This is a genomic window from Oryzisolibacter propanilivorax, from assembly GCF_900103645.1.
GTDB lineage: Bacteria > Pseudomonadota > Gammaproteobacteria > Burkholderiales > Burkholderiaceae_C > Melaminivora > Melaminivora propanilivorax.
In genome coordinates this window covers 291,455-307,338 of sequence record NZ_FNHP01000003.1, presented here as the reverse complement: position 1 = coordinate 307,338, position 15,884 = coordinate 291,455, and the positions used below count along the sequence as shown (strand labels likewise).

Annotated in this window: 13 protein-coding genes and 1 tRNA gene; 5 read left to right on the top strand and 9 right to left on the bottom strand. The window is 68.9% G+C overall.

What is annotated here, in order from left to right:
• The first annotated feature begins 62 nt into the window (after positions 1-62).
• From nadC to BLQ61_RS06930, 3 genes are all read left to right on the top strand, one after another.
• The gene (gene nadC / locus BLQ61_RS06940; RefSeq protein ID WP_091568246.1) at positions 63-932 is read left to right on the top strand and encodes a carboxylating nicotinate-nucleotide diphosphorylase; all 870 of its coding nucleotides are present in this window, start codon (positions 63-65) and stop codon (positions 930-932) included.
• A gap of 6 nt (positions 933-938) precedes the next feature.
• Positions 939-2,060 (top strand): quinolinate synthase NadA, encoded by a 1,122-nt coding sequence (gene nadA / locus BLQ61_RS06935; protein ID WP_091568243.1) that lies wholly within the window; start codon positions 939-941, stop codon positions 2,058-2,060.
• Between the two features lie 66 nt (positions 2,061-2,126).
• Positions 2,127-3,947 carry a chorismate-binding protein gene (locus BLQ61_RS06930; RefSeq protein ID WP_245703901.1) on the top strand — a complete coding sequence of 607 codons (1,821 nt, stop codon included), beginning with the start codon at positions 2,127-2,129 and terminating at the stop codon, positions 3,945-3,947.
• A 42-nt stretch (positions 3,948-3,989) separates the two neighbouring features.
• Here the strand turns inward: BLQ61_RS06930 and BLQ61_RS06925 are convergent, their stop codons facing one another.
• From BLQ61_RS06925 to ugpB, 7 genes are all read right to left on the bottom strand, one after another.
• Complete coding sequence (locus BLQ61_RS06925) at positions 3,990-6,554, bottom strand: DUF3772 domain-containing protein (protein WP_425415612.1); 2,565 nt, start codon at positions 6,552-6,554, stop codon at positions 3,990-3,992.
• A gap of 164 nt (positions 6,555-6,718) precedes the next feature.
• Complete coding sequence (ugpQ, locus tag BLQ61_RS06920; RefSeq protein WP_245703886.1) at positions 6,719-7,483, bottom strand: glycerophosphodiester phosphodiesterase; 765 nt, start codon at positions 7,481-7,483, stop codon at positions 6,719-6,721.
• Positions 7,480-7,824: a bleomycin resistance protein gene (locus BLQ61_RS06915; RefSeq protein ID WP_091568627.1), complete on the bottom strand. Its 345-nt coding sequence runs from the start codon at positions 7,822-7,824 to the stop codon at positions 7,480-7,482. The genes ugpQ and BLQ61_RS06915 overlap by 4 nt, the downstream gene beginning before the upstream one ends.
• 10 nt (positions 7,825-7,834) lie before the next feature.
• A complete protein-coding gene (locus BLQ61_RS06910; RefSeq protein WP_091568240.1) occupies positions 7,835-8,848 on the bottom strand; it encodes a sn-glycerol-3-phosphate import ATP-binding protein UgpC in 1,014 nt (337 codons plus the stop codon).
• A gap of 70 nt (positions 8,849-8,918) precedes the next feature.
• Complete coding sequence (gene ugpE, locus BLQ61_RS06905) at positions 8,919-9,767, bottom strand: sn-glycerol-3-phosphate ABC transporter permease UgpE (RefSeq protein ID WP_091568238.1); 849 nt, start codon at positions 9,765-9,767, stop codon at positions 8,919-8,921.
• A gap of 170 nt (positions 9,768-9,937) precedes the next feature.
• On the bottom strand, positions 9,938-10,819 hold the full coding sequence (ugpA, locus tag BLQ61_RS06900; RefSeq protein ID WP_091568235.1) for a sn-glycerol-3-phosphate ABC transporter permease UgpA: 882 nt from the start codon (positions 10,817-10,819) through the stop codon (positions 9,938-9,940).
• Positions 10,820-10,951: 132 nt separating this feature from the next.
• Entirely contained in the window at positions 10,952-12,265 is a 1,314-nt protein-coding gene (gene ugpB, locus BLQ61_RS06895) for a sn-glycerol-3-phosphate ABC transporter substrate-binding protein UgpB (protein WP_091568233.1), read from the bottom strand.
• Between the two features lie 342 nt (positions 12,266-12,607).
• Between ugpB and serA the strand changes: the two genes are divergently transcribed.
• Positions 12,608-13,837 carry a phosphoglycerate dehydrogenase gene (gene serA, locus BLQ61_RS06890; RefSeq protein WP_091568230.1) on the top strand — a complete coding sequence of 410 codons (1,230 nt, stop codon included), beginning with the start codon at positions 12,608-12,610 and terminating at the stop codon, positions 13,835-13,837.
• A gap of 52 nt (positions 13,838-13,889) precedes the next feature.
• Positions 13,890-13,979 (top strand) — tRNA-Ser (locus tag BLQ61_RS06885).
• Between the two features lie 1,199 nt (positions 13,980-15,178).
• Here BLQ61_RS06885 and BLQ61_RS06880 read toward each other — a convergent pair.
• Positions 15,179-15,712: an HK97 family phage prohead protease gene (locus BLQ61_RS06880; RefSeq protein ID WP_091568228.1), complete on the bottom strand. Its 534-nt coding sequence runs from the start codon at positions 15,710-15,712 to the stop codon at positions 15,179-15,181.
• The gene (locus BLQ61_RS17350; RefSeq protein ID WP_175488235.1) at positions 15,709-15,876 is read right to left on the bottom strand and encodes a hypothetical protein; all 168 of its coding nucleotides are present in this window, start codon (positions 15,874-15,876) and stop codon (positions 15,709-15,711) included. The genes BLQ61_RS06880 and BLQ61_RS17350 overlap by 4 nt, the downstream gene beginning before the upstream one ends.
• Between the last annotated feature and the right edge of the window lie 8 nt (positions 15,877-15,884).

Genomic DNA, 15,884 nt, shown 5'->3' with positions numbered 1-15,884 from the left:
CAGTGCAGCATGAGTCCTGCGGCCCCGGTCGGCGCAGGCGATGCGGCTATGCTTCGCGCCCCATGAAGACATCTCCCGATACGCTTTTCGCCCCCGAGACGCTGCAGGTGCTGGCGCGCGCCGACGTGCAGCGCGCGCTGCAGGAAGACGTGGGCGCCGGCGACCTGACGGCCGGCCTGATCGACCCTGCGCGCCGCGCCCGCGCCCGCGTGCTGGCGCGCGAGGCCGCCGTGGTCTGTGGCGCACCCTGGGCCGAGGCCGCGCTGCGCGCGCTCGATCCGCAGATGCGTCTGGCGTGGCACGTGGCGGAAGGCCAGCGCTGCGCCCCCGACCAGGTGGTGCTGGAGATCGAGGGCAACGCCCGCGCGCTGCTGTCGGCCGAGCGCACCGCGTTGAACTTCCTGCAGCTGCTCTCGGGCGTGGCGAGCAAGACGGCCGAGTACGTGCAGGCCGTGGCTGGCACGCGCGCGCGCGTCGTCGACACGCGCAAGACCCTGCCCGGGCTGCGCCTGGCGCAGAAGTACGCGGTGCGCACCGGCGGCGGGCTGAACCACCGCATCGGCCTGCACGACGCGGTGCTGATCAAGGAAAACCACATCGCCGCCGCCGGCGGCATCACCGCCGTGCTGCGCGCCGCGCAGGCCGTGGCGGCGCAGGCCAGCTTCATCGAGATCGAGGTCGAGACGCTGGCCCAGCTGGAAGAAGCCTTGCAGGCCGGCGCCACCATGGTGCTGCTGGACAACATGCCGCTGGCAACGCTGCACGAGGCGGTGCGGCTGAACGCCGGGCGCGCGGTGCTGGAGATCTCCGGCGGCGTGACGCTTGCTGGCCTGCGCGCGCTGGCCGAGACCGGCGTGGACCGCATCTCCATCGGCGCGCTGACCAAGGACGTGCGCGCCACCGACTATTCCCTGCGCCTGCAGGAGCTCTGAAGCCCCATGAACACCCCCACGATCGCCATCAAGGAAGTGGAGTACGAGCAGCCCGTCGAAGGCGCCGTCTGCTCCACCCGCCACGCTTGGGCGCGCGTGCCGGCCGAGCCCGCGCCGGCGCAGCGCCTGGTACTGAAAGAGCGCATCCGCCACCTGCTGCGCGAGAAGAACGCCGTCATGGTCTCGCACTACTACGTGCACCCGGACCTGCAGGACCTGGCCGAGGAGACCGGCGGCATCGTCAGCGACTCGCTGGAGATGGCGCGCTTCGGCCGCGACCATCCGGCCACCACGCTGGTCGTCTCGGGCGTGCGCTTCATGGGCGAGACCGCCAAGATCCTGTCGCCCGAAAAAACCGTCCTGATGCCCGACCTGGACGCGACCTGCTCGCTCGACCTGGGGTGCCCGGCCGACGAGTTCTCGGCATTCTGCAACGCGCACCCGGACCGCACCGTGGTGGTCTATGCCAACACCAGCGCGGCGGTGAAGGCACGCGCCGACTGGCTGGTCACCTCCAGCTGCGCTTTGGAGATCGTGGGCGCGCTGCACGCCGCCGGCCACAGGATCCTGTGGGCCCCCGACCGGCACTTGGGCGGCTACATCCAGCAGCGGACCGGCGCCGACATGCTGATGTGGAACGGCGCGTGCATCGTGCACGACGAGTTCAAGGCCGACGAACTGGCGGCCCTAAAACGCGAGCACCCCGGCGCGCGCGTGCTGGTACATCCGGAAAGCCCGGCCTCGGTGGTGGCCCTGGCCGACGCCGTCGGCTCGACCAGCGCCATCCTGCGCGCCGCGCGCGAGCTGGACGCGAACACCTTCATCGTCGCCACCGACAGCGGCATGCTGCACCAGCTGCGCACGCTGAACCCGGGCAAGACCTTCATCGAGGCGCCCACCGCCGGCAACAGCGCCACGTGCAAGAGCTGCGCCAGCTGCCCGTGGATGGCGATGAACGGCCTGGCCGGCGTGGCACAGGCGCTGGAGACGGGCGCGGGCGCGGTGCACGTCGAGCCGGCGCTGATCCCGCGCGCGCGCCAGCCCATCGACCGCATGCTGGCCTTCACCGCCGCGCTGAAAAACGGCCAGCCGGCCGGCGCGCTGGTGCCACACCTGGGTGCGGCGTGAGCCTGTTTGCTATTGAAAATATAGCTGTTAGCCGTTGAAAAACAAGGGCTGGAGGCCGATTTGCCTGTGAATCTTGCCACGGGACGCGCGTGCGGCATCACGGCGCTGATCGACTTCACCGACCCCTGCAATGCGGCCGGCCCGCGCCTGCGCCATGCCTTTGATGCGCCGCGTCGGCTGCTGGTGGCCAGGCGGGTGGAGGAGGTAGCCGGCGTGCTGGGCGCCGCCGAGGCCGCGGCCCGCGCGGGTCACTGGTGCCTGGGTGGCCTGCGCTACGAGGCGGCGCCGGCCTTCGACGCGGCGCTGGCAGTGCACGACGCGCCGCCGGATGCGCCGCCCTTGGCCTGGTTCGCGGTGCACGATGCGCCGTTGCCCTGGCCGCAGCAGCAGGGCGAAGACTTCGCGCCCGCTTACCTCGACTGGGACGCGCCGCCCGCGCGGGCCGCATTTGAAGCCGCGCTGGCGCGGCTGCAACGCGGCATTGCCGCGGGCGAGTACTACCAGGTTAACCACACGGCGGCCTTCACCGGCCGCTGGCGCGGCATGCCGCGCGCGCTGTTCGGCGCGCTGCGCCGCGCCCAGCCGGGCGGCTACGCGCTGTGGCTGGACATGGGCGAGACGCAGGCGCTGTCGGTCTCGCCCGAGCTGTTCTTCGACTGGCGCGCCGGCCCCGACGGCCGCGGCGCCATCCTGACGCGGCCCATGAAGGGCACGGCCGCGCGCGGCGCCACGCCGGCCGACGACGCGGCACGCGAGCAGGCGCTGCGCGCGTCGCCCAAGGAGCGGGCCGAGAACGTGATGATCGTCGACCTGCTGCGCAACGACCTGTCGCGCATCGCGCAGGTGGGCAGCGTGCGCGTGCCGCAGCTGCTGCGCACCCAGGCGCTGCCGGCCGTGTGGCAGATGACCTCGGACGTGCAGGCCGACACGCGCGCCGGCACGCGGCTGGCGGACGTGTTCGCCGCGCTGTTCCCGTGCGGCTCGGTCACGGGCGCGCCCAAGGTGCAGGCCATGCGCGCCATCCGTGCGCTGGAGGGCGGCCCGCGCGGCATCTACTGCGGCGCGCTGGGCGTGCTGCGCCCGGACCCGATCGGCGGGCCAGGGGCCATCGCCGCCACCTTCAACGTGCCGATCCGCACGCTGGAGCTGCACGCCGATCGGGTGCGCTGCGGCATCGGCAGCGGCATCGTCTGGGGCGCCGATGCGGACGCCGAGTGGCGCGAATGGCAGGCCAAGCGCGCCTTCGCCGAGCGCGCCAGCGCGCCGTTCGACCTGCTGGAGACCCTGGCTCTGGAGGGCGGCCGGCTGCGCCACCGGGCCGAGCACCTGGCGCGCCTGGCGCAGGCGGCGGCGCACTTCGGCTATCCGTTCGACGCCGATGCGGTGCACCAGCGACTGGACGCGCTGGAGCGCGCCCATCCGCAGGGTGCCTGGCGCGCGCGCCTGCTGCTGGACGCGCGCGGCGCGCTGCAGGCCGAGGCGCACGCCCTGGCGCCCACGGCCACGCCGGTGCTGCTGGCGCTGGCCGACCGGCCGTTCGCGCAGGCGCACAGCGAGTTCGTGCGCCACAAGACCACGCGCCGTGCGCACTACGCCGCGTTCGCCCCGCAGCCGGGCAGCGGGGTGTTCGACACGCTGCTGTACAACGCCGCCGGCGAGATCACCGAGGGCACCTTTGGCAACGTCGCGGCGCTGCTGGATGGCCGCTGGATCACGCCGTCCCTGTCCTGCGGCCTGTTGCCGGGCGTGGGCCGCGCGCTGGCGCTGCGGGGCAGCCAGGTGCAGGAAGGCCTGCTGCGCCTGCAGGACCTGCCGCGCGTGCAGGGCTGGGCCTTCGTCAACAGCCTGCGCGGCTGGCTGCCGGCGCAGCTGCGCATGCCCGGGTAAGGCGCGCCGCGCGCGCTAGATGCGTGCGTCTGTTGCGTGTGCTCAGGCCGGCCTACTGACAGGGGCGGCAGATTCGGGCGGTCCCGCCGACAAAGGGGAGTCCTGCGCCACCAGCGTAGTCGCCGGCGGCGACAGCTGCAGGCCTTCCGCGCGCAGCGCGTCCAGGATGGCGAACAGGATGTCGCTGCGCGCGCCACCCGCGCCGCGCGGGTTGGCCACCCAGCCGGTGGCCACGAAGATCAGCGTGCCGCCCTGCACGCCGTCCAGCGTGACGGCGGGCGCCGGGTCCTCCAGGATGGCGTCGTGCGCCTGGAAGGCCTGCAGGATCAGCTCGCGCATGCGCCGCGCGTCGGTCGACAGCGGCGCCGGCAGGCTCAGCTGCACCCGGCCCTGCGCGCCGGTCAGCGTCATGTTGCGCACGCTCTTGGTGATGAATTCCGAGTTCGGCACGATGACGGTGGAGCGGTCGCCCAGCTGGATCTCGGTGGCGCGCACGTTCACCCGGCGCACGTCGCCCTCGGTCTCGCCCAGCTTGACCCAGTCGCCCACGCGCACCGGCCGCTCGGCCAGCAGGATCAGGCCGGAGATGAAGTTCTGCACGATGGCCTGCAGCCCGAAGCCGATGCCCACCGACAGGGCGCTGGCCACCCAGGCGATGCGCTCCACGCTGATCCCCAGGCCCGCCAGCGCGATGGCGATGACCACCACCCCGCCGACGTAGCCCAGCAGCGTGGTGATGGAGCTGCTCATGCCCGGCTCCAGCGCGGTGCTGGGAAAGTAGCGCTCGCCCAGCCAGCGCTTGAAAATGCGGATGGCGATGAAGCCCGCCACCAGGATCAGCACCGCCGTCGCCATCGACTGCGGCGCCAGGGTGAAGTCGCCGATCTTCAGCGCGCCCTCGACCCGGCTGCCGCGGCGGAACAGCTCGTCCGGCCCGGTGCCGAAGGGTGCCATCAGCGCGATCACCATGTAAAACAGCAGCAGCACGCGCAGCACGCCCGAGGTCAGCACCGCCAGCTGGTCCAGCAGCCGCGGCTCCAGCCCCAGGCCGGTGTGCAGGTGGCGCCCGACCACGCCCTTGGACGACAGCAGCGCGGCGCTCAGGTCCTCGACCAGCGCCGCCAGCAGGTAGACGGTGGCGAACACCACGCCGAACCACACCGTCTGGCGTGCCAGCATGCCGGCCAGCGCCACATAGCCCAGCAGCAGCGCCACCACCGCCGCCAGCACCGCCAGCGCGGCCGCGGCCAGCAGGCCGCCCAGCCATAGCGGGCGCACCTTCATCAGCGGTACCTCGGCGCTGGCGTGTGCATCGGGCGGCGTGGCCGCCGATGGCTGGCGCGCATGCACCAGCAACAGGGCCACGGTGGCCGGAATCAGCAGCGCGAACAGCGCGTGCGACGCCACCTCGGCCGCCAGGCTGGCGCCGACGATGGCGTTGACATCCATGGCCAGCGTGCCCGCCGCCGACAGCAGCGCGATCCACCAGGGATAGGGCGCCAGGCGTGCTGCCTGGGCGTCCGACAGCGCCAGCAGCCGCCAGCTGGGGCGGCGCCGCGCCAGCAACGCATGACCCAGCGTGATGACGAAGGCGGCGTAGGCGGCGGCGCGCACGCTGGCGCGCTGCAGCAGCTTGAGCGACTCCACTGGGTCGGCCTGCGGCAGCAGCGCGTCCCACACCAGATGCATGGCGCTGGCCACCAGCAGCACGTTGGCGGCGATGGCACAGGCTGCCAGCAGGCTGCGGCGCAGCCGCGTCGCCGGCAGGTGCGTGGGCAGCAGGCGCACCAGGATGCGCTCGGCCGTCCAGGTGCCGGCCACCACCAGCAGCAGCGCCGCCAGCAGCGTGCCGATGAAGGCGCCGCGCCGCTCGCGCTGCATGGCGTCCTCGACCGCGCCGCGCAGGTCCAGCCACAGCGACTGCAGCCGCGCCCGGTCGCTGGGCGCGGCGTTGCGCAGGTTGCGCCAGAAGCCGGCGCTCAGCGGCGAATCCGTGCGCGAGGTCAGCGCGGCCTGGAACTGCGCATGGCGCTGGCGGATCAGCTCGGTGCCGCGCTGCTCGGCGTCCACGCCGATCAGGCGCGCCAGTTTCAGCTCGCCATCGATGGCCGCGCGTTGCTTGGTCAGCGCGGCGCGCTGCTGCGCCACATCGGGTGCATCGGGCGCGGCGCCTTTCTCGGGCGCCGGGCCCAGACCCTGCAGGCGCAGGTCCAGGTCGGCCAGCTCGGCGGTGCGCTGCTCGGCCACGCGTTGCGCGGCGGTGCCGATGGCGTTGATCTCGGCCAGCAGCTTGCGGCCGTCGTCCTCCTCGCTCAGCTTCTGCGGGATGGCGTCCAGGCGCTGGCGCAGCTCGTCCACCGACGGCGGAGGGGCGTCCGTGCCGTTACCGGCGGCGCTGGCCGCCGCCGTGCGCGCGGCCTGCGGGGCGGGCGCGGCCCAGGCCGGCGCGCTGCCGGCCCAGCCCACCATCACCAGCGTGGCCACAACGGCCAGCAACGCGGCGGCCACGCCCAGGGGCAGCAGCCAGCGCAGCGCGTGCATGCGCCAGGCACCGGGCGTGATGGACAGGAGGGCGGCAGCAGGGCTGGAGGGTCGGCGGCGCAGCATGGCGGCGATTGTGCGGCCCTGCCGGTGGCATTCCGGGCGCACCGCTGTAGCCGGCTGTAGTGCTTTGTGAAGGCCGGCAACGCGCCCTGAAAGGCGTGTGCCGCGCCCACGTGGGTGTTGGGCGCCCTGCCGGCTTGCCCGCCGGGCCGTGGCGGGTTGGGGCGTCAGCCTGCCGGGCTGAACAGGTCCACGCGGTCGCTGATGATGCCGTCGGTGCCCAGCTGCAGCAGGCGCTCGGCGGCCCACTCGTCGTTCACCGTGTAGCTGAGCGCGCGCAGCCCCGCGGCGTGCACCTGCGCGACCACCTGGGCATTCCACAGCGCGTGGTTGCAGACGATGGCCACGCAGCCCAGCTGCCGCGCGGTGTCCAGCCAGCCATCCGCCAGCCGGTCCAGCAGCAGGCCGCGCGGCAGCTGCGGCGCGGCCTCGCGCGCGCCCTGCAGCGCCAGAGGGGCGAACGAGGTCAGCAGCGGCGGCACCTCCTGCCCGTGCCACAGGCGCGTGGCCAGCGCGGCCACGGCGCGGCCGGTGGCCTCTTCGGTGCCGGGCGTGGGCTTGATCTCGATGTTCAGGTGGTACCGGTTGGCGATGCACCAGCGCGCCAGGTTCTGCAGCGTCGGGATGGGTTCGCCAGCGTAGCGGCGCGAGTGCCAGCTGCCCGCGTCCAGCTGCGCCAGGTCGCTCCAGGGCAGCTCGCCGGCGATGCCGTGGCCGCTGGTGGTGCGTTGCAGCGTGGCGTCGTGCAGCAGGAACGGCACGCCGTCGCTGCTCAGCTTGGCGTCGCACTCGAACATGCGCCAGCCGTGCTCGGCGCCCAAGCGGAAGGCGGCCAGGGTGTTTTCCGGGGCCAGCCGGCCGGCGCCGCGGTGGGCGATCCAGCGCGGGTAAGGCCAGGCGGGCAGGGCGGCGGTGGGGGCAGTGGGGTTCACGCCGGTTCTCCGAATTTCAACAGGTTGCCATGGGGGTCGGTCACGTACAGCTCGCGCATGCCCCAGGGGCGCTGGGCGGGCGGCGGCAGCTCCAGGCCGCGCCGGGTGAATTCCGCGTGCAGTGCAGCGGTGTCGCCGCGCACGTAGCAGGAGGTGTTTTCCGCGATGTGCCGGTCACCGGCCAGCCAGAAGTGCAGCTCGCAGCCGTCGCGCCCCAGGATCAGGTAGTCCGGCGCGTGCAGCAGGCAGGCGAAGCCCAGGCGCTCGGCGTAGAACCGGCGCGACTGCTCCAGGTCCAGCGAGGCCAGCACCGGGATGGTGGACTGGACGGCCCCGGCCATGGCACGGTTTTCAGGCAGCAATGCGCTTGCCTGTCTTGGCGTCGAAGGCGTGCACGCGGCCGGCACGCGGCGCCACGCGCAGGCTGTCGCCCGGCGCCGGGGCGGGCGCGCCCTCGTCGATGCGCACCACGATCTGCTCGCCGTTCAGGCGGCCGTAGATCAGGCGCTCGGCGCCCAGCATCTCGACGGTTTCCACCAGCACCTCCCAGCCGCCCGCCGCGCCCACGTCCAGGTGCTCGGGGCGGATGCCCAGCAGCTGGCCCGGCTGCGCGCCGGGGGCGTTCTGCAGCAGGTTCATGGGCGGCGAGCCGATGAAGCTGGCGACGAAGGTGGTCGCCGGCGTGTGGTAGACCTCCTCGGGCGTGCCGAACTGCTCCATGTTGCCGGCGTTCATGACGATGATGCGCTGCGCCAGCGTCATGGCCTCGACCTGGTCGTGCGTCACGAACAGGCTGGTGATGCCCAGCTCGCGGTGCAGCTTCTGGATCTCCAGGCGCGTCTGCACGCGCAGCTTGGCGTCCAGGTTGGACAGCGGCTCGTCGAACAGGAACACCTGCGGCTGGCGCACGATGGCGCGGCCCATGGCCACGCGCTGGCGCTGGCCGCCCGAGAGCTGGCGCGGCTTGCGGTCCAGCAGGTGCGACAGCTCCAGGATCTTGGCGGCCTTGTCCACGCGCGCGCGGATCTCGTCCTTGGCCACCTTGGCGATCTTCAGGCCGTAGGCCATGTTGTCGAACACGCTCATGTGCGGGTACAGCGCGTAGTTCTGGAACACCATGGCGATGTCGCGCTTGGCCGGCTCCAGGTTGTTCACCACGCGCTCGCCGATGCGCAGCTCGCCGCCGGTGATCTCCTCCAGCCCGGCGACCATGCGCAGCAGCGTGGACTTGCCGCAGCCCGACGGGCCGACGATGACGATGAACTCGCCGTCCTGGATTTCGGCGTTCACGCCGTGGATGACGGGCACGGCGGCCTTGCCGGTGCCGTAGGTCTTGGTGATGTTCTTGAGGGAGATGGCAGCCATGGGTACTATGAAATCAGGAGCTGGAGGCCCTTGATGTACAAGGGCCAGGGCAGGATTTGATGCTGAATGCTTATTTTTCGGTGTCCACCAGGCCCTTGACGAACCATTTCTGCATCAACATGACGACCAGCGTGGGCGGCAGCATGGCGATGATGGCGGTGGCCATGACGATGTTCCAGTCCACCGCGGCCTCGCCGCCGGCCAGCATGCGCTTGATGCCGATGACCACCGGGTACATGTCCTCGCTGGTGGTCATGAGCAGCGGCCACAGGTACTGGTTCCAGCCGTAGATGAACTGGATCACGAACAGCGCCGCGATCGAGGTGCGCGACAGCGGCACCAGCACGTCGATGAAAAAGCGCATCGGCCCGGCGCCGTCGATGCGCGCGGCCTCCACCAGCTCGTCCGGCACCGTCAGGAAGAACTGGCGGAACAGGAAGGTGGCCGTGGCCGAGGCGATCAGCGGCAGCGTCAGCCCGCCGTAGCTGTTGAGCAGGCCCAGGTCGGCCACCACCTTGTAGGTCGGCAGGATGCGCACCTCGACGGGCAGCATCAGCGTCAGGAAGATGGCCCAGAAGCACAGCATCTTGAACGGGAAGCGGAAGTAGACAATAGCGAACGCCGACAGCAGCGAAATCGCGATCTTGCCCACCGTGATGACCATGGCCACCACGAAGCTGACCCACATCATGTGCACCACGTTGGTATTCGAGCCCAGCTTGCCCGAGCCGAACAGCGCGGCACGGTAGTTCTCCCACATCTGCGTGCCGGGCAGCAGCGGCATGGGCGACTGCACGATGGCATCGGCCGTGTGGGTCGAGGCGATGAGCGCCAGGTACAGCGGAAAGGCGACGATGGCCACGCCGAGGATCAGCACGGCGTGCGAGAAAAAGGTCAGCCAGGGATTGCGATCAATCATTTCAATTCTTCGTCAGGAGGTTTCCACCGCTCACGGCCTCAAGTACTGGCGCAACCCAGGCCAGGGCCGCCGTGCAAGGGCCGCCCCGCAGCACCGGCGGCGTCCCCCTGCCCGCAGCGCGCAGCGTTGCGAGAGCGGAGGGAAGGAGCGAAGCGACGCAGGGGGGTGTCCTAATACTGGACTTTCTTCTCGACATAGCGGAACTGCACCACCGTGAGCGCCACGACGATCAGCATTAGGATCACCGACTGCGCGGCCGAGCCGCCCAGGTCCAGCGCCTTGAATCCGTCCTGGTACACCTTGTAGACCAGGATGGACGTGGACTGGCCCGGCCCGCCCTGCGTGGCCGCATCGATGATGCCGAAGGTGTCGAAGAAGGCGTAGACGATGTTGATGACCAGCAGGAAGAAGGTGGTCGGCGACAGCAGCGGCAGCTGGATGTTCCAGAAGCGCCGCCAGGCGCCCGCGCCGTCGATGGCGGCGGCCTCGATCAGCGCCTTCGGAATCGACTGCAGCCCGGCCAGGAAGAACAGGAAGTTGTAGGAGATCTGCTTCCACACCGAGGCGATGACGATCAGCGCCATGGCCTGGCTGTCGTTCATCATGTGGTTCCAGTTGACGCCCAGCTCGCCCAGGTAGTAGGTGATGACGCCGATGGACGGCGAGAACAGGAACACCCACAGCACGCCGGCGATCACCGGCGCCACGGCGTAGGGCACGATCAAGAGCGTCTTGTAGACCATGGCCGCGCGCACGATGCGGTCGGCGAAGATGGCCAGCACCAGCGCCAGCACGATGCCGATGCCCGCCACCAGCACCGAGAAGAAGGCCGTGCGCTGGAAGGAGTTCAGGTACGACGGGTCGTCGATCAGCTGGCGGAAGTTCTGCAGCCCGACCCATTCGGTGCTCAGGCCGAAGGCGTCCTCCATCTGGAACGACTGCAGCACTGCCTGCCACGCCGGCCAGAAGAAGAACACGATGATGATGGCCAGCTGCGGTGCGATCAGCACCCAGGGCAGCCATGCCGAGCGGAAAAGTACGCGTTTTTCCATGACGGTCCAAAAACAAAAAACCGCCGGTGCAACGCGTGCAGCCGCCGGGGATCAAAGCAGCCCGCCAATTCGGCGGGCCGCGACCCGGCACCGCGCGCCCCCGCAAGGGCGCCGTGCCGGGCAGGTTTCACATCACTTCTTGTACGACTTCTCGAAGCGCGCCAGCAGCTCGTTGCCGCGGCTGACGATGGCGTCCAGGGCTTCCTTGGCCGTCTTCTTGCCGGCCCAGACCTGCTCGAGTTCCTCGTCCTCGATGGTGCGGATCTGCACGTAGTTGCCCAGGCGGATGCCGCGCGAGTTGTCGGTCACCTTGCGCACCATCTGGTTCACGGCCACGTCGGTGCCGGGGTGCTTGGCGTAGAAGCCGGACTTGTCGGTCAGCTCGTACGCAGCCATGGTGATCGGCAGGTAGCCGGTGCGCTGGTGGCTGGCGGCCTGCACCTTGGTCTGCGACAGGAATTCGAAGAACTTGGCCACGCCCTTGTACTCCTCGGGCTTCTTGCCGGACATGACCCACAGCGAGGCGCCGCCGATCACGGTGTTCTGCGGCGCGCCCTTCACATCGGGGTAGTAGGGCAGGGGAGCGATGGCGTAGTTGAATTTAGCGTTCTTGGCCACGTCGCCGTAGAAGCCCGATGAGGTCTGGATCATGGCGCACTCACCTGCGGTGAAAGACGCCTGCGCGGTCGAGCCGCGGCCCTTGTAGACGAATTCGCCGTTCTTGGCGGCCTGCGCCAGGTTGTCGATGTGCTTGACGTGCAGCGGCGAGTTGACTTTCAGGCGTGCCTTGTAGCCGTTCGGCGACAGGCCGTTCTTCTCGGTGGCGAACTCCACGTTGTGCCAGGCCGAGAAGGATTCGAGCTGCGTCCAGCCCATCCAGGCCAGCGTCATCGGGCAGCTGTGGCCGCTGGCCTTGAGCTTCTTGGCTGCTTCGAACACCTCGGGCCAAGTGGCGGGGGCCTTGTCGGCGTTCAGGCCGGCCTTCTTGAACGCGTCCTTGTTGATGTAGAAGACCGTGGTCGAGCTGTTGAACGGCATGCTCAGCATCTCGCCGTTCGGCGCGGTGTAGTAGGCGGCGACAGCCGGGATGTAGCCGCCCGGGTTGAAGTCGGCGCCAGCGTCCTTCATGACCTTGGCCACCGGCACGGTGGCGCCCTTGCTGGCCATCATGGTGGCGGTGCCCACCTCGAACACCTGCAGCACGTGCGGCGCGTTGCCCGAGCGGAAGGCGGCGATGGCCGCTGTCATGCTCTCGTCATAGCTGCCCTTGTAGGTGGGCACGATCTTGTAATCCTTCTGGCCCTCGTTGAACTGCTTGGCCAGGTCGTTGACCCACTCGTTGTTGACGGCCGTCATCGAGTGCCACCACTGGATCTCGGTCTGTGCCTGGGCGCCCAGGGAGGCGGCAAGCAGCGAAGCGGCCAGAGCCAGGTGTTTGATTTGCATGGAAGAAATTCTCCTGAAGGATGAATGACGGAAACGCCGGAACGCGCATGGTGGCGCCCGGACATGACGGCAGTATGTCGTTGTCGCACAGCGAAAAACCGGCAACAACCGGGATAACCCCCCGCCACGGGCCCAGCGCGTCAAGCGCGGGACAGTAGCAAATTGTGGCACTTCCTTGACGGCAAGCTGACAAGCAGGCGACCGTACCGACAGAAAACTGCATCCGGCCAATCGCCCGCCAAGCCGCAAGGATTTGTGCGCTGCACAATGATCGGCACCCGGGCCGCCTGCCGTTTGCCTCTTTTTTCCGTCTCACTTCTCTTCATTCAACGCTGTATCGCCATGGCCAAGACCTCACTGGACAAGAGCAAGATCAAGTTTCTGTTGCTGGAGGGCATCCACTCCAGTGCCGTCGATGCCCTGCATGCGGCCGGCTACACGCAGGTCGAGCTGCTGCCCGGCGCGCTGGAGGGGCAGGAATTGCGTGCCAGGCTGGCCGACGCGCACTTCGTCGGCATCCGCTCGCGCACCCAGCTGACAGCCGAGGTGCTGGCGCATGCGCCCAAGCTGGTGGCCATCGGCGCTTTCTGCATCGGCACCAACCAGATCGATCTGGCGGCGGCGCGTGCACGCGGCATCGCGGTGTTCAACGCGCCGTATTCCAACACCCGCTCGGTGGCCGAACTGGTGCTGGCGCAAAGCATCTTGTTGCTGCGCGGCATTCCCGAGAAGAACGCCGTGGCGCACCGCGGCGGCTGGCTCAAGAGCGCCGAGGGGGCGTTCGAGACCCGCGGCAAGACGCTGGGCATCGTCGGCTACGGCGCCATCGGCTCGCAGCTGTCGGTGCTGGCCGAGAGTCTGGGCATGCAGGTGCTCTTCCACGACGTGGTGGCCAAGCTGCCGCTGGGCAACGCGCGCCAGGCGGCCTCGCTGCAGGACCTGCTGGCACGTGCCGATGTGGTCAGCCTGCACGTGCCCGAGTTGCCCTCGACGCAGTGGATGATCGGCGCCGCCGAGATCGCCGCCATGAAGCCCGGCGCGATCCTGATCAACGCCTCGCGCGGCACGGTGGTCGAGATCGACCCGCTGGCCGAGGCCATCCGCAGCAAGCACCTGGCCGGCGCCGCGGTGGATGTGTTCCCGAAGGAGCCGAAGAGCAACAAGGATGAGTTCGTCTCGCCCCTGCGCGGGCTGGACAACGTCATCCTGACGCCGCACATCGGCGGCTCGACCATGGAGGCGCAGGCCAACATTGGCATCGAGGTGGCCGCCAAGCTGATCCGCTACAGCGACAACGGCACCAGTACCACGGCGGTGAACTTTCCCGAGGTGGCCCTGCCGGCACACGAGGGCAAGCACCGCCTGCTGCACGTGCACCAGAACGTGCCCGGCGTGCTGTCGCAGATCAACCGCATCCTGTCGGAAAACGACATCAACATCGCCGCGCAGTACCTGCAGACGCGCGAGGATGTGGGCTATGTGGTGATCGACCTGGACGCACGTTCGTCGGACGTGGCCCTGGAAAAACTGGGCCAGGTGCCCGGCACGCTGCGCACCCGCGTGCTGTTCTGACAGCGGCTGAAGGCGCCGCGATTGCTGCTACAATCTCGCGCTTCGACACACAGGAGAGGTGGCAGAGTGGTCGAATGTACCTGACTCGAAATCAGGCGTACGTGCAAGCGTACCGTGGGTTCGAATCCCACCCTCTCCGCCAGTGGCCTTTATAAATCAACAACTTAGCGTTGATTTTGGGAGAAGTCCCACATAAAAGCCCACAAAAGACAAGCCCCTCTGAGCGATCAGGGGGGCTTTTTCTTCGCTTATGTGGGTCAGGATTTACTCGCAAGCGCAGTTCCCGTTCGTCCAAAACTGGATACATCGCAGCCGCGCCAGTCGCTTCCAGCTCGCCCCCTTCAGCGCTCCACGCGCGCGCGCGGAAACTCTGCCATTCCGTACGGAAAGCCGCAGGGTCAGATTTCAAATCCAACCCTTGTAGATGCCCCAAAACTGCGGACCATGTCTTATTGCTACGACTTACATAGCGCCGGCCTCACCAGCGGCTTTGTGTGCGCTCTCAGCAAGGCGGGCAGAGGATAGGCCTTGCTGTGGTCTTGCGCGCGTCCTGGCCTGTAGAAAAGACTTTCATTGCGCGGCCCTGTGTGCAGCGAGTGCCGACCGGCCTGCAGGCAAAACGCGCAGACTTTGGATGCTCCCTTCCGCTGGCAGGCCGGCTGTGCCTTGCTCGACAATTTTTTGCAGTTTGCGATTGTGTGAGGGGAACAAGTCGGTCTGCAGCTCAAACCCGCTGGCGATTTCTCGCGCGGCGGGTCTGGTGCGCTCTATATATAGGTGCCTGCCACCGGGCGCGTCAAACCCGCGCAGGCGGTCAGATTGCGATCCCTTGCGCCTCTGACGGGGCGCCGGCCACGCCCTGAGGGTGAGGGCTGCCGGCTGTCGGGGTTTTGTGAACGCGCGGCACTGGCCGACTGATCAGCGTCTGGTTGCCCATGCTGACGGTGCCAGCGGGGGGGGGCCTTGTCAAAAATAGGGTGCTCGGCTTGCTGACCGGACGGCTCGCCTTGCTTTGCTATGTGTCCAGAAAAAAGCCCGGCTCCCAGTCGAAGCGCACCAGCGTGCGGGCGCAGTCCAGGCGCAGCCGCATGGGCAGCTCGGTGCAGTTCATGGCCGATTGCAGCCAGCGCGCCGGACAGTCAGCGTGCGGCAGCTCGACCCGCAGGGGTTGTGCAGGCTTGCGGCCAGCTCCTGCCCGACGTCCGCCCCAGTTCGGGCTGTGGTGCGCTTGCCTTGGCATCAGCTTGATTGATTCGTGAGGGGAAGCATTTTGTCCGCGTGAGAAACGGCGGGGTGTCCGGGCGGCGTTGCCCTTGAACAAAATCGCCGCCCCCCATGCCCTCAGTCGCCCTGCCTTTGCAGCAGGGGCACGCTGTGCCGGGCCGGCGCCGTGCGTGACGCCGGGTGCCCATGCTCCAACGACTTGACGCTCGCCACGGCTGCAAACGGATTGCACGGCACGCTAACGATGCTCAGCTCGAACCAGCGCCAGCGCTTGAAGCGGCGGCCTCCACCGGGCAGTGGCTCATCCTCCAGCGGCTGAAAGCCAATGCTTGTGCCGCGCAGCAGGCCGTGCATGAGGCTATGCACCACTTCCATGATGCGCTCGCGCACGATCCCGGCCTCTTGCACCTTCGGAATATGGGCGGTGAAGCTGATCCCGTTTGCCGCGGCTTGCGCCTGCACCACTTGACCCACAGGCCGGGCGCGGTCGTGCTCCAACAGCAGCGGCAGGGGTAGCGTGACTTCGGCACCCAGCGGCTCCACGATGTCGAGCGCCATGTCGCGGTCGCGTGTGGTTGCCAGCCCTTGCACTACGTAGTGCCCTGCTTCGGCCTGCACGCTCTTGATGGTGAGATTGGCGGCGGTCTTCATTGCGCGGCCTTTCGCTCCAGCAGCCCAGCCCAGGGCAGGCGTTTGGGTTCAGCCGGCTGCAGCTTGGCGACTTGGGCCTCCAGTTGCGCGATGCGTTCGCGCAGCGGCTGCAGCTCTTGCTGGATATAGTTCAACAGGACGCGGGAATCTGTGCTCGTGTTCATGGTTACCC